Genomic DNA, 12,607 nt, shown 5'->3' with positions numbered 1-12,607 from the left:
ACGCTGAAACGGCTACCCTGCGCCGTGCAAAGCCGCATTTTTAAGCGCCGGTCAACCCCTTTGACCTGATCGGGATCATGCTTAACACAAGCTTATCCTGTCTGGCGAGGGGTGAACGGCACCTGCAAACAGATTCCGGAACAGGCGATAAGTTCCTTTAGAACATGGCCATTCCGCCGTTTACGTGCAGGGTTTGACCCGTCACGTAGGCGGCCTCGGCGGAGGCGAGATAAACGACCGACGAGGCGATCTCATCGCCCTGGCCAAGCCTTCCCATGGGGATGGTGCCGAGGATTCCCTCGCGCTGCTTCTCGTTCAACACGTCGGTCATGGGCGATGCGATGAAGCCCGGCGCGACGCAGTTGACCGTGATGTTGCGGCTCGCCACCTCGGCGGCGAGCGCCTTGGTCATGCCGATCAGGCCCGCCTTCGAGGCGGCATAATTGCCCTGTCCCGGATTGCCGGTCGAACCCACGACCGAGCCGATATTGACGATCCGGCCGTAGCGGCGGCGCATCATGCCCTTCACGGCCGCCCGCGACAGACGGAAGGAGGCGGTCAGGTTCACGGCGATGACCGTATCCCATTCCTCGTCCTTCATGCGCATGAACAGGTTGTCCTTGGTCACGCCCGCGTTGTTGACCAGGATGTCGAGCCCGTCCATGGCAGCCTCGGCCGCCGGAACGAGGGCCTCGACCGAATCCTTGTCCGCGAGGTTCGCCTCGACGACGTGGACCCGCTCGCCCAGGGACGAGGCCAGCTCGTCGAGGGCGGAGCGCCGGGTGCCGGACAGGGTCACGGTGGCGCCCTGGGCGTGGAGAGCGCGGGCGATGGCGCCGCCGATACCGCCCGTGGCGCCGGTGACGAGAGCCTTGCGGCCGGTGAGATCGAACATGCAGGGCTCCTTATGCGTTCAGGGAGGCTTTGAAGGCGGCGACATCCTCGGGGGTGCCGATGGCCGTGGCCGTGGACCCGGCGGCGATGCGCTTCACGAGCCCGGTCAGGACCTTGCCCGACCCGACCTCGTAGAACGTATCGACACCCTGGGCAGCCATAGCGGCCACGCTCTCGCGCCAGCGGACCGTGCCGGTGACCTGGCGGACGAGGGCATCCCGGATCGCCGCCGGGTCTGTAATCGGAGCGGCTTCCACGTTCGCCACGACCGGAACCACCGGAGCCTTCACGGTCACGCCGGCCAGGGCCTCGCGCATGGCGTCGGCGGCAGGCTGCATGAGAGCGCAATGGAAGGGGGCGGATACGGCCAGCATCACGGCGCGCTTGGCGCCCTTGGTCTGGGCGATCGCCACGGCCCGCTCCACGGCCGCCTTATGGCCGGAAACCACCACCTGGGCACCGCCATTGTCGTTGGCCGCATCGCAGACTTCGCCCTGGGCCGCCTCGCGGGCAACTTCGAGGGCCGCGTCGTATTCCAGGCCGAGAAGCGCCGCCATGGCGCCCTGCCCCACCGGGACGGCGTTCTGCATGGCGTTGCCGCGAATCCGCAGCAGGCGGGCCGTGTCGGAGATGGAAAGGCTGCCGGCGGCGGCGAGCGCCGAATACTCGCCCAGCGAGTGCCCTGCCACGAAGGCGGCGTGTTTCTTCAGGTCGAGACCGGCTTCGGCCTCCAGCACCCGCATTGCCGCCAGGCTCACGGCCATCAGGGCCGGCTGGGTGTTGGCCGTGAGGGTCAGCTCCTCGGCCGGACCTTCCCACATGATGGCGGAGAGCTTCTGGGAGAGAGCCTCGTCCACCTCGTCGAAAACGGCCTTGGCCTGCGGAAAGGCGTCGGCCAGGGCCTTGCCCATGCCGACAGCCTGGCTTCCCTGGCCGGGGAAAATGAATGCGCGCGTCATCGGGAGCGGACCCTTCCTTGATAGAATTCGCGCGGGACTCGCACCGGGACGCCGTGGAGTCAAGGCGCCGAGCGCGTTAGCCGGCATTGGCCTGTTTATGAGATAAGGCGCCGCCAGCCGGTCAGAAGACTCCTGTCGACGCCTCCTGGCCGGATGCCAAGCATGATCAGAAGCCACGCGATGGAATGCACTGGCCTAAACCGCCCCTTGCGTAAGCTTGTCAACGCACACCCGAACCGACACGATAACGGTCCCGCTTGTAGCGGCAGGTGCCTGGAACGGGCGTGTGCGGGCGCACCTGCGGTTAAGTCCCTGCCGGAGAACGCTTCCTCTTGTTTTCTCGGTCCAACCGGTGTATCCGATCCCCCTTCCGCTATTCTCATGACTGAAGAAGGAGCCCCGCATGGCTCGCGTGACCGTCGAAGACTGCATCGACAAGGTCGACAACCGGTTTGAGCTCGTTCTGCTGGCAAGCCACCGGGCCCGCCTCATTTCGTCGGGTTCCCCTCTGACGATCGATCGCGACCGCGACAAGAACCCCGTCGTGGCTCTGCGCGAGATCGCCGAGGAGACGATCGCTCCCGATGACCTGAAGGAGCAGCTGATCCACTCGATGCAGAAATACGTCGAGGTGGACGAGCCGGAGGCCGAGGCCGTTCCCATGCTCAGCAACACGGCTGCCGCGCCCTCGACCGGCGGCGACAACGATGCCGACGTCCAGTTCGATCGCATGAGCGAAGAAGACCTGCTTCGCGGCCTGGAGGGCCTCGTGCCCCCGAGCAGCAGCGCGGACGACGACGACCGCGAATAAGCTTCGCGACGATTTCAAAAGCCCGGCTCGATGCCGGGCTTTTTTGTTGGCCGGCTTAACCACGCCTGCGCATAGGCGGCCTGCGGCAAGCTATTCAGCTTGCCGATGGAAGATGTTGTACAATATCTTCGATAGCTTCGTCATTTCAGCCAGATAACAGGACCGAAGGGAACCACGGCCGCATGATGCGCCAGTACGAACTTGTCGAGCGGGTCAAGCGTTACAACCCCTCGGCCAACGAGGCGCTTCTCAACCGCGCTTACGTGTATGCCATGATGGCCCATGGCAACCAGAAGCGCGCATCCGGCGACCTGTTCTTCGGCCATCCCCTCGAAGTCGCGGCGATCCTCACGGATCTGAAGCTCGATGACGCCACCATCGCGGCGGCGGTTCTCCACGACACGGTCGAGGACACCCAGGCGACCCTGGAGGAGATCAACAAGACGTTCGGGCCTCAGATCGGCGCTCTCGTCGACGGCCTGACCAAGATCAAGCGGCTCGACCTCGTCTCCAAGCGGGCCGCCCAGGGCGAGAATTTCCGCAAGCTCCTCCTGGCCATCGCGGACGACGTGCGGGTGCTGCTCGTCAAGCTGGCCGACCGTCTGCACAACATGCGCACGCTCCAGTTCATGCCGGCGGAGAAGCGCAAGCGCATCGCGGAAGAGACCCTCGACATCTACGCTCCGCTCGCCGGCCGCATGGGTATCCAGGAAATGCGCGAGGAGCTGGAGGAGCTGTCCTTCCAGAACCTCGACCCGGAGGCCTATGAGGCCATCAAGCGCCACCTGCACGAGCTGTCCGCCAAGAACGAGAAGCTCGTCGAGGAAATCGAGCGCACGCTGACGACTAAGCTAAGGGCGCAGGGAATCGAAGCCGCGGTCACGGGACGTCAGAAGCGGCCCTATTCCATCTGGCGCAAGATGGAGCGGAAGTCCGTCTCCTTCGAGCAATTGTCCGATATCTTCGCCTTCCGGATCATCGTAAGCACCATCGACGAGTGCTACCGGGCACTCGGCGTCGTCCATACCAGCTGGCCGATGGTCCCAGGCCGCTACAAGGACTACATCTCGACGCCCAAGCAGAACGACTACCGATCGATCCACACCACCGTGATCGGCCCCGGCAGCCAGCGCGTCGAGCTCCAGATCCGCACCGAGGACATGGACGAGGTGGCGGAGTACGGCATCGCCGCCCATGCCCTCTACAAGGAAGGCGTCAACGACAACTCGCGCCTCGCCACGGAAAGCCGCGCCTATCAATGGCTGCGCCGGACCATCGACCTCTTGGCCGAGGGCGACAACCCGGAGGAATTTCTCGAGCACACGAAGCTCGAGCTCTTCCACGACCAGGTCTTCTGCTTCACGCCCAAGGGGCGCCTCATTGCCCTGCCCCGCGGCGCGACGCCCATCGACTTCGCCTACGCGGTGCACACCGACGTGGGCAACACCGCCGTCGGCTGCAAGATCAACGGCCGCATGTCGCCGCTCCTGACGGAGCTGCAGAACGGCGACGAGGTCGAGATCGTACGAGCCGAAGGGCAGACGCCTCCGGCGGCTTGGGAATCGCTCGTGGTCACCGGCAAGGCCCGCGCCTCGATCCGTCGCGCCACCCGGGCTGCCGTGCGCCGGCAATATACCGGCCTCGGCCATCAGATCCTCGAGCGCGCCTTCGAACGGGCCGGTCGCGCCTTCTCCGACGAGAAGCTGAAGGGAGCCCTGCCCCGGCTGGCCCGTGTGTCCGTCGAGGACGTGCTGGCGGCGGTGGGCCGGGGCGAGATGTTCTCCGGCGACGTGGTGCGGGCCGTCTATCCCGACTACCTGGACGAGCGCCGTGCCGGCGCCGACGGCAAGGGCGGCGGACAGCTTGACGGCGCAGGCAAGAAAGCCGCGAGCGAGAATCCGGGCGGCATTCCGATCCGCGGCCTCAACAGGGACATGCCGATCCGGTTCGCCCCGGAAGGCGGCGCCGTGCCGGGAGACCGCATCGTCGGTATTCTCACCCCCGGCGAAGGGGTCACGATCTACCCGATCCAGTCACCGTCCCTGGCGGCCTTCGACAACGAGCCGGATCGCTGGATCGACGTCCGCTGGGACCTGGAATCAGGCTCCGCGCAGCGTTTCCCGGCGCGCATCAAGCTGCAATCGATCAACGAGCCCGGTTCGCTCGCGCAGATCACACAGGTCATCGCCGATCATGACGGCAACATCGACAACGTCTCTATGAAGCGGCGCACCCAGGACTTCACCGACGTGACCATCGACCTGACGGTGTGGGACCTGAAGCACCTCAACGCGATCATCGCGGAACTCCGCGCCAAGCGCGTCGTGAGCCGCGTGGACCGCGTAACGGGTTGAAGGCAGAAGGCCCGGATGAACTCTCAGCGTCAGGACACCTCAATGTCAGCCAAGCCCCGCATCGCCGTCATCATGGATGAGAACAGCTCCGCCGGCGGCAACGCATACGACGTGTCCAAGGCCTATTTCGAGGCCGTGCATCGGGCTGGTGGAATGCCCTTCGGGATCCCCTATCTCGCCGACATGGTCGAGACCGTCGTGGCGGAGTTCGACGGCTTCATCAGCGTCGGCGGGCGCATCAGATTTCCCGGAGAATGGTACCCCCCGGGCGAGGGATCGCGGTACCCCTCCTCGGAGCGGCTCGGCGTGGAGCAGGCGCTCATGCGCGGATTCCTGGAGCGCGACAAGCCGGTGCTCGGCATCTGCAACGGCATGCAGATGCTCGCCGGCCTCCATGGCGGGCGCATGGTGCATGAGATTCGGAAAACCGGCCCGCATATTCTCGATCACGATAGCCGGGGCGCGATGCACACCGTCGAGGTGATGCCGGGCACGATGCTGTCGCGGATCGTCGGCACGTCGCGCCTCGACGTGAACAGCCGTCACCAGGAAGCCGTGGTCGAGGTATCCGATCAAGCCGTGATCTCCGCCCGCGCGGATGACGGCGTGATCGAAGCCATCGAAATCCCCTCCCGCCGCTTCGCCGTCGGCGTCCAGTGGCACCCCGAGCTCCTCGCCGCGCAGGATCACCCATCCCGCCTGCTGTTCGACGCCTTCGTTAAAGCGGTCCGCTGAACAGGCCGGGGCCGGATCGGAGATCGATGCATGCGGGCAGGCACGATTGCCCTTGCGTCCGAAAGGGTGGCCTGCCAAAGAGCGCCTGTCCACGCCAAGGGAGACCGCACCATGACCCAGAATGAAGTTCTCGACGAATTCCGCTCGGCAGGCGCGCTGCTGGAGGGGCACTTCATTCTCTCATCGGGCCTGCACAGCCCCGTCTTCCTGCAGAAGATGTTCGTGTTCCAGGACCCCGCGCGCACCGAACGGGTCTGCCGGGCCCTGGCCGAGAAGATCCGGGAGCGTTTCGGGGCTGTCGATTACGTGGTCTCGCCCGCGGTCGGCGGCATCGTGCCGGGCTACGAGACGGCCCGGCATCTGGGATGCAAGGCGATCTTCGTCGAGCGCGAGAACGGGGTCTTCGCCCTTCGCCGCGGCTTCACGATTCCCGAAGGAGCCCGGGTCGTCATGGTGGAAGACATCGTCACGACCGGTCTCTCCTCCCGCGAATGCCTGGCCGCCCTGCGGGAGCATCCCGGTACGATTCTCGGCGCCGCCTGCCTCATCGATCGCTCCGGCGGCAAGGCGGATCTGGGCGTTCCCCTGGTGTCCCTGGTCCAGCTGGACATTCCGGCCTATGCTCCGGACCAAATTCCTGCCGAAATGGCCGCTCTCCCGGCGGTCAAGCCGGGCAGCCGCAGCCTTAAGTCATAAAAGCTGTTTAATTTTCACACAAAGGCTTGACTGCCTTGGTTCTGCCAACTTGACTCTTGGAATTTGGACGCCATTAAGTATTTTACTTTGTCGTTTTTACTCGTCCGAAGGGTTCATAACAGCCTGATCTGGGGCGCGTCGTGATTTTATCGCGCAATTTTATTGCTAGCGTAAATATTGGATGCCGCTTGAATAATGAAGGCTGTTATGCCGCTCCGGCAGACACGAATAGAGAATACTTATGTCAGGCCAGCAGCGGATTGCGCTCTTCATTGACGGCGCCAACCTCTACGCGACTACGAAAACACTAGGTTTCGATATCGATTACAAGCGCCTGCTGAAGGAGTTCCAGGGCCGGGGCGTTCTGGTTCGGGCTTTCTACTACACTGCGCTTGTGGAAGACCAGGAGTATTCCTCCATCCGCCCGCTGATCGACTGGCTCGATTACAACGGCTACCGGGTTGTCACGAAACCGACGAAGGAATTCGTCGATTCCGCCGGTCGCCGGAAGGTGAAGGGCAACATGGATATCGAGCTCGCCATCGATGCGCTCGAGCTGGCCCCCTATATCGACCATATGGTCCTGTTCTCGGGCGACGGCGACTTCCGTTCTCTGGTCGAGGCCATGCAGCGCCGCGGCGTCCGGGTTTCGGTCGTTTCCACCGTGACCACCCAGCCGCCGATGGTGGCCGACGAGCTGCGTCGCCAGGCCGACGAATTCCTCGATCTGTCGCAGCTCGCCTCCCGCATCGGCCGCGACCCTTCCGACCGCCAGCAGCGCGCCGGGAGCGAAGGTGGCGAGCGCACCCGCCCGCAGCCCCGCAACGGCGCATTGGAAAGCCGCTACGGCATCCGGCAGTCACCGGATGAGGAATTCGACATCTGAGCCGTCGGCTCCCCGAGGAATGCGTTCATGGCCGGGCTCGTCCCGGCCATTTTCGTTCAAAGCGTACTCTCTTCGACCTCGCAATCCAGGCTGAGCGATCCGGCCGTATTGCCGACCGTCGCCAGGCATAGGTCCGTCCGGGTGACGGGAATTGAGACGGCGAACCGGGTCACGTAGAGACCTCCTTCGGCATCCGGGAGCTTGCGAGCTTCGAGACGCACGATATTGGCCTCGTATTGCTTGAACACCTCGGAGAGACGCGCCACGAGGCCGAGCTGATCGCCGCCGCTGATGGTGATGCGGTGCGTGATCTTGCCGGCGGGACCGGGGCTCGGATCGAAGGCATAGGGAACCGCCCTGACCTCCGCCCCCTCCATCTCGGGCAACCGCTTGAGGCCGGCTTCGATATCGGCGGCCGTCAGATCCGCGGGCAACTCGCACAGGGCGACGAACTCGGCGCCTGAGCCCAGAGCCGCAAAGGTCGTGTCCCTCAGGTTCACGCCCACGTCGAACAGGTGCTCGGCAATCGCCGCCACGAGTCCGACCCGATCGGGCCCAAGAACAGATACCAGAGCAACGGACGTCATTCTTCCCTCCCAGGCAATGGAGGAGAAGCTAGCGCAGGCCGGCGTTCCGTCAGCCCTTGTCGCGCATGAGACGCGCCTTCTCCCGGTTCCAGGAGCGTTCTTTCTCGGTCTCGCGCTTGTCGTGCAGCTTCTTGCCTCGCCCGAGGCCGAGCTCCACCTTGGCCCGCCCGCGATCGTTGAAATAGATCTTGAGCGGGATCACCGTGAATCCCTCGCGCTGCGTGGCGCCGATCAGCTTGTCGATCTGGCGCTTGTGCAGCAGCAGGCGGCGCGGGCGCTTCGTCTCGTGGTTGAAGCGGTTCGCCTGAAGGTACTCCGGAATGTAGGCGTTGAAGAGGAAGAACTCCTCGCCCGACGGTCCGGCATAGGCCTCGCCGATGGTCGCCTTCCCCTGACGGAGAGACTTCACTTCCGTGCCGGTCAGCGCGATCCCCGCCTCGTAGGTGTCGAGGATCTCATAATTGAACCGCGCCTTCCGGTTGTCGGCAACGACGCGGTTGGCACTCTTTGGATCTTTTGACATGAGCTCTTTTAAGCGTTGATCAGCCCCGCATGGACCATGGCCGAGCGGACGGCCTGCCTGGCGTTCTCGGAGGCGGGCACCAGCGGCAGGCGCACCTGGTCCTCCATGAGGCCGAGCAGGGACGCGGCGTATTTCACGGGGGTCGGATTCGTTTCGATGAACAGGTTGGTGTGCAGGGGCATGAGGCGATCCTGCACCTTCAGGGCCGAAGCGTAATCGCCCTTCAGGCAGGCGCTCTGCATCTCCGCGCAAAGCCGGGGCGCGACGTTCGACGTCACCGAGATGCAGCCGTGTCCGCCATGGGCCATGAAGCCGAGGGCGGTCGCATCCTCGCCCGACAGCTGGATGAAGTCCGTGCCCAGAACCTGCCGCTGCAGGCTCACCCGCGCCATGTTGGCCGTCGCATCCTTCACGCCGACGATGTTCTTCAGCTCATAGAGCCGTGCCATCGTCTCCACCGACATGTCGATGATCGAGCGGCCCGGGATGTTGTAGATGAAGATCGGGATGCCGACGGCATCGTTGATGGCCTTGAAGTGCTGATAGAGGCCTTCCTGCGTCGGCTTGTTGTAATAGGGCGTGACGATCAGCACCGCGTCGGCGCCGACCTTTTCCGCGTGCCTGGAGAAGGACACCGCCTCCGCCGTGCTGTTCGAGCCCGCGCCGGCGATCACGGGCACCCTGCCCTTCGTCTCCTGGACGCAGATCTCGACCACCCGCTCATGCTCCGCGTGGCTGAGCGTGGGGCTCTCGCCCGTCGTTCCCACGGGGACGAGACCGCTCGTGCCCTCCTGGATCTGCCAGTTGATGAAGGACCGGAACGCCGCCTCATCCACGGCGCCATCCTTGAAGGGAGTCACCAGAGCCGTGATGGAGCCTTTGAATTGGGTCATGGGGTATCCTTGGTATGGGCGCCGGGCCTTCTCTTGGGCCACAAGGGTTTACTCATAGGGGGTGCGGCGCATGCGCGCAAACGTTCGTTCGGGGAGTTGTCCTAGCTCGGCACTTAGTGTTTCCTCAAGAGAAACGTCGTCACAATCATATAAAAGGCGGCAGCAAAGGGGTTAGCGGGTGAGCCTCAACATGCGTCCTCTCATACGTCTTGTGACATCCGTCGCGCTCGTTCAATTCTCCGTCCTCACCGTTCACGCAACCGAAGCTGCTCCCGTCACGCCACCAGCGGCACAGCCCGCCACTCTGGAGAGCTTCGTGCCGCCCGCGCCGGTCCCGGGAGACCTGGATCAGCTACCCTCGATCTTCAAGGCCTACCGGAATAACGACCAGACCGAGGCCCAGATCCTCAAGACGAAGCTCACCCAGCCGTCCGCCCAGGCCCTCGTAGAATGGTTTGCGATCCGCAGCGGGTTCACCACGGGCCTCGACCGCATCCTCGCCTTCCAGAAGGATTATCCGGACTGGCCGGTTTCCAGCCAATTCCGGCGACGGAGCGAGGATGCCCTGCTGGCCGAGCGCCGCCCCCCGGCCCAGGTCCGCGCCTTTTTCGCCAAGCAGCCTCCCGGAACGGCTGCGGGCCGGATCGCCCTCGCCTTCGCACTCCAGTCGGACGGTCTCGCGCAGGAGGCAAGCGACAAGATCCGGCACATCTGGCGCGAGGACAATTTCGGCCCCGACATGGAGCGCCGGATCCTCGACCGGTTTCCGGATGCTCTTACGAAAGCCGATCATCGTTTTCGCATGGAGCGGCTTCTCCTGAAGGAGAACTGGGGCGGCGCCCAGCGGGCCGCCTCCAACGCGGGCAAGGATTACGAGTTGCTCGCCAAGGCGCGGCTGGCTGTCTTCCAGGGCAAGAAGAAGGCCGATAAAGCCTTCGCCGCCGTGCCGGCTTCCTTAAGGAGCGACCCATCCTACCTGTTCTCCAAGGCTTTGCTTCAGCGCCGCAGCAACAATCTGGAGGAAGCCGCCGGAATGATCATGCAGGCGCCTCGGGACCCCGAGCTGCGGGTCGACGGCGATGAATGGTGGGCCGAACAGCGCCTGATCGCCCGAGCCTTGCTCGACAAGGGCAATTCCAAGCTGGCCTACGAGGTGGCGAGCCATCACGCAGCGGAATCGCCCGTGCAGCAGATCGAGGCGGAGTTTCACGCGGGGTGGATCGCGCTCCGCTTCCTGAACGATCCGGCCCTGGCCTCCAAGCACTTCGCGACGGTCGCCCAAACGGCCTCGACGCCGATCTCCATCTCGCGCGTCGCCTATTGGCAGGGCCGCGCGGCGGAAGCGGCCGGCCAGGGCCAGGACGCCAAGATCTTCTATGGGCGCGCGGCGGACCAGCCGACGACCTATTACGGCCAATTGGCCCAGGCGAAACTGGGGCACGCGATTTCACTCCGAAAGGTCGATCCGCTCTCGGAGGAAGAACGCAAGGCGTTCGATGCCCTGGCTCCCGTCCAGGCCTTGAAACTGCTGCAGCAGATCGGCGAGCAGGATCTTTCCCTCAGCCTCTACACCGATCTCGCCCAGACCCTGAGCGATCCGGGACAGCTCGACGCCCTGGCGGGCCTTGCCACGGCCCAACAGAATCCCCGCGCCGTTCTCGCCGTCGGCAAGTCGGCCCTGCAGCGGGGCTTCCCGCTCGATCAGCATGCCTATCCGCTGGCGGCCATTCCCGACTTCCAGCCGGTGGGCGACGAGGTGGAACCGGCGATGGTCTATGCCATCGCCCGGCAGGAAAGCGCCTTCAACCCGCGCGCCGTATCGAGCGCGGGCGCGCGCGGGCTCATGCAGCTCATGCCGGCGACCGCGAAGAGAACCGCGCAGCGGTTCGGAGTCGGGTTCGATCTCAACCGGCTGACCGAAGACCCGTCCTACAATGCCAAGATCGGCTCGGCCCATCTGGGCGAACTCATGGAGGACTGGAAAGGCTCGTACATCCTCGCCTTCGCGTCCTACAACGCGGGGGGCGGCAATGTGATCAAATGGGTGAGAACCTATGGCGATCCTCGGAAACCCGATGTCGACGAGGTCGATTGGGTGGAGCGGATCCCGTTCTATGAGACCCGCAACTACGTCCAGCGCGTGCTGGAGAATCTGCGGGTCTACCGCCAGCGCCTGAACGACAAACCCGCTCCGCTGGCACCGGCCACGGCGGACGCGACAGGCACCAATTGATGATGATGGCACGGCGCGCCGAGATCACCATGACCGAACCGAGATGAGCCCTTCCTATCGCGACCTGTTCGTAACCGCCGCCGACGGCTTGCGTCTTTACGCCCGCGATTATGCACCCGAGGCCCGCCTTGCATGGCCGATCGTAGGCCTGCCCGGCCTCGCCAGGACATCGGCGGATTTTCATGACCTTGCGGAAATCCTCAGCCAAGACCCTTCTCGACCGCGCCGATTCCTCTCCCTCGACTATCGGGGGCGCGGGCAATCGGAATGGGACCAGGACTGGCGCAACTACGACGTCAAGGTCGAGATGACGGACACCTTGCAGGTCCTGGCCGCAGCCGGGATCGACAAGGCGATCTTCATCGGCACGTCTCGGGGCGGCTTGATCACGATGGCACTGGGAGCGGCCCGCCCCGAACGCATCGCCGGCGTAATCCTGAACGATGTCGGCCCCGTGCTTGAAGCCGATGGGCTGAAGCGGATCCGAAGCTATGTCGGCAAACTCCCCACGCCGCGAACCATCGACGAGGCTGCCGACATCCTGCGCCGGCAATCCGGGATCCACTTCTCCCGCTACACGCATGAGCAATGGACGAAGATGGCGCGGGCGACCTGGCGTGAGGGCGGAGACGGGTTCGTGCTCAACTACGATCCCAACCTGATGATGCCCCTCGAAGGGCTCGATCTCGAAGCGCCGCTGCCGGACCTTTGGCCGCTCTTCGAGGCCATCAAACCATTTCCGGTTCTCGCGATCCGGGGCGAGAACTCCGATCTGCTGACCGCACAGACCCTGCGGATGATGAAGGAACGGCATCCGGATCTCACACCGATCACGGTTCCGGACCAGGGTCATGCCCCCTCTCTCGACGGCGATCTCATTCAGTCCATCAAGGATTTCATCGCCAGGATCGATGCCCGGGGTTGAAAGCACCACCTGCCCTCGGATCGAAGCGAGAAACTCTCAGCGCTGTCCCGGGCCGGGCCACTTCTCACATCCCCGATCTGCCGCCGCTTCGACGATGACCGATGCTCCTTC

The 12,607-nt window shown here is 64.4% G+C and carries 12 protein-coding genes; 7 read left to right on the top strand and 5 right to left on the bottom strand.

The window, feature by feature from the left end; all coding sequences use genetic code 11:
• Positions 1 to 157 precede the first annotated feature (157 nt).
• Together fabG and fabD are read right to left on the bottom strand one after the other, a co-directional pair.
• Positions 158 to 895, bottom strand: a complete 738-nt coding sequence (gene fabG, locus H0S73_RS10930) for a 3-oxoacyl-[acyl-carrier-protein] reductase (RefSeq protein WP_181052179.1) — start codon at positions 893 to 895, stop codon at positions 158 to 160.
• A gap of 10 nt (positions 896 to 905) precedes the next feature.
• Positions 906 to 1,853, bottom strand: coding sequence for an ACP S-malonyltransferase (gene fabD, locus H0S73_RS10925; protein WP_181052178.1), 948 nt, complete (start codon positions 1,851 to 1,853; stop codon positions 906 to 908).
• Positions 1,854 to 2,256: 403 nt separating this feature from the next.
• Between fabD and rpoZ the strand changes: the two genes are divergently transcribed.
• The 5 genes from rpoZ (at position 2,257) to H0S73_RS10900 (ending at position 7,335) form a co-directional block, all read left to right on the top strand.
• The gene (gene rpoZ, locus H0S73_RS10920; RefSeq protein ID WP_181052177.1) at positions 2,257 to 2,664 is read left to right on the top strand and encodes a DNA-directed RNA polymerase subunit omega; all 408 of its coding nucleotides are present in this window, start codon (positions 2,257 to 2,259) and stop codon (positions 2,662 to 2,664) included.
• A 182-nt stretch (positions 2,665 to 2,846) separates the two neighbouring features.
• Complete coding sequence (locus H0S73_RS10915; RefSeq protein WP_181052176.1) at positions 2,847 to 5,018, top strand: RelA/SpoT family protein; 2,172 nt, start codon at positions 2,847 to 2,849, stop codon at positions 5,016 to 5,018.
• Between the two features lie 42 nt (positions 5,019 to 5,060).
• Positions 5,061 to 5,753, top strand: coding sequence for a gamma-glutamyl-gamma-aminobutyrate hydrolase family protein (locus H0S73_RS10910; RefSeq protein ID WP_181052175.1), 693 nt, complete (start codon positions 5,061 to 5,063; stop codon positions 5,751 to 5,753).
• A 111-nt stretch (positions 5,754 to 5,864) separates the two neighbouring features.
• Positions 5,865 to 6,449 (top strand): orotate phosphoribosyltransferase, encoded by a 585-nt coding sequence (gene pyrE / locus H0S73_RS10905; RefSeq protein ID WP_181052174.1) that lies wholly within the window; start codon positions 5,865 to 5,867, stop codon positions 6,447 to 6,449.
• A gap of 241 nt (positions 6,450 to 6,690) precedes the next feature.
• On the top strand, positions 6,691 to 7,335 hold the full coding sequence (locus H0S73_RS10900; protein ID WP_181052173.1) for a LabA-like NYN domain-containing protein: 645 nt from the start codon (positions 6,691 to 6,693) through the stop codon (positions 7,333 to 7,335).
• Positions 7,336 to 7,391: 56 nt separating this feature from the next.
• Here the strand turns inward: H0S73_RS10900 and H0S73_RS10895 are convergent, their stop codons facing one another.
• From H0S73_RS10895 to dapA, 3 genes are read right to left on the bottom strand one after another with little or no spacing between them, the layout of a single operon-like run.
• Positions 7,392 to 7,922 (bottom strand): glycine cleavage system transcriptional repressor, encoded by a 531-nt coding sequence (locus H0S73_RS10895; RefSeq protein WP_181052172.1) that lies wholly within the window; start codon positions 7,920 to 7,922, stop codon positions 7,392 to 7,394.
• A gap of 49 nt (positions 7,923 to 7,971) precedes the next feature.
• Positions 7,972 to 8,445, bottom strand: coding sequence for an SsrA-binding protein SmpB (gene smpB / locus H0S73_RS10890; RefSeq protein ID WP_099511742.1), 474 nt, complete (start codon positions 8,443 to 8,445; stop codon positions 7,972 to 7,974).
• Between the two features lie 8 nt (positions 8,446 to 8,453).
• Positions 8,454 to 9,338 (bottom strand): 4-hydroxy-tetrahydrodipicolinate synthase, encoded by an 885-nt coding sequence (gene dapA / locus H0S73_RS10885; protein WP_181052171.1) that lies wholly within the window; start codon positions 9,336 to 9,338, stop codon positions 8,454 to 8,456.
• 190 nt (positions 9,339 to 9,528) lie between these two features.
• Between dapA and H0S73_RS10880 the strand changes: the two genes are divergently transcribed.
• Both H0S73_RS10880 and H0S73_RS10875 read left to right on the top strand, forming a co-directional pair.
• Positions 9,529 to 11,571 carry a lytic transglycosylase domain-containing protein gene (locus H0S73_RS10880; protein ID WP_181052170.1) on the top strand — a complete coding sequence of 681 codons (2,043 nt, stop codon included), beginning with the start codon at positions 9,529 to 9,531 and terminating at the stop codon, positions 11,569 to 11,571.
• Positions 11,572 to 11,614: 43 nt separating this feature from the next.
• A complete protein-coding gene (locus H0S73_RS10875) occupies positions 11,615 to 12,496 on the top strand; it encodes an alpha/beta fold hydrolase (protein ID WP_181052169.1) in 882 nt (293 codons plus the stop codon).
• Positions 12,497 to 12,607 lie beyond the last annotated feature (111 nt).

It is taken from the genome of Microvirga mediterraneensis, assembly GCF_013520865.1.
GTDB lineage: Bacteria > Pseudomonadota > Alphaproteobacteria > Rhizobiales > Beijerinckiaceae > Microvirga > Microvirga mediterraneensis.
Note: the sequence above shows the minus strand (reverse complement) of the source record. Positions and strands in the feature narration are given on the sequence as shown.

Coding starts and splice junctions, on each gene's coding strand:
- H0S73_RS10880 (WP_181052170.1), top strand. CDS start 9,529: ATGCGTCCTCTCATACGTCTTGTGACATCCGTCGCGCTCGTTCAATTC.
- H0S73_RS10895 (WP_181052172.1), bottom strand. CDS start 7,922: ATGACGTCCGTTGCTCTGGTATCTGTTCTTGGGCCCGATCGGGTCGGA.
- H0S73_RS10910 (WP_181052175.1), top strand. CDS start 5,061: ATGTCAGCCAAGCCCCGCATCGCCGTCATCATGGATGAGAACAGCTCC.
- H0S73_RS10875 (WP_181052169.1), top strand. CDS start 11,615: ATGAGCCCTTCCTATCGCGACCTGTTCGTAACCGCCGCCGACGGCTTG.
- H0S73_RS10900 (WP_181052173.1), top strand. CDS start 6,691: ATGTCAGGCCAGCAGCGGATTGCGCTCTTCATTGACGGCGCCAACCTC.
- fabD (WP_181052178.1), bottom strand. CDS start 1,853: ATGACGCGCGCATTCATTTTCCCCGGCCAGGGAAGCCAGGCTGTCGGC.
- pyrE (WP_181052174.1), top strand. CDS start 5,865: ATGACCCAGAATGAAGTTCTCGACGAATTCCGCTCGGCAGGCGCGCTG.
- smpB (WP_099511742.1), bottom strand. CDS start 8,445: ATGTCAAAAGATCCAAAGAGTGCCAACCGCGTCGTTGCCGACAACCGG.
- fabG (WP_181052179.1), bottom strand. CDS start 895: ATGTTCGATCTCACCGGCCGCAAGGCTCTCGTCACCGGCGCCACGGGC.
- H0S73_RS10915 (WP_181052176.1), top strand. CDS start 2,847: ATGATGCGCCAGTACGAACTTGTCGAGCGGGTCAAGCGTTACAACCCC.
- rpoZ (WP_181052177.1), top strand. CDS start 2,257: ATGGCTCGCGTGACCGTCGAAGACTGCATCGACAAGGTCGACAACCGG.
- dapA (WP_181052171.1), bottom strand. CDS start 9,338: ATGACCCAATTCAAAGGCTCCATCACGGCTCTGGTGACTCCCTTCAAG.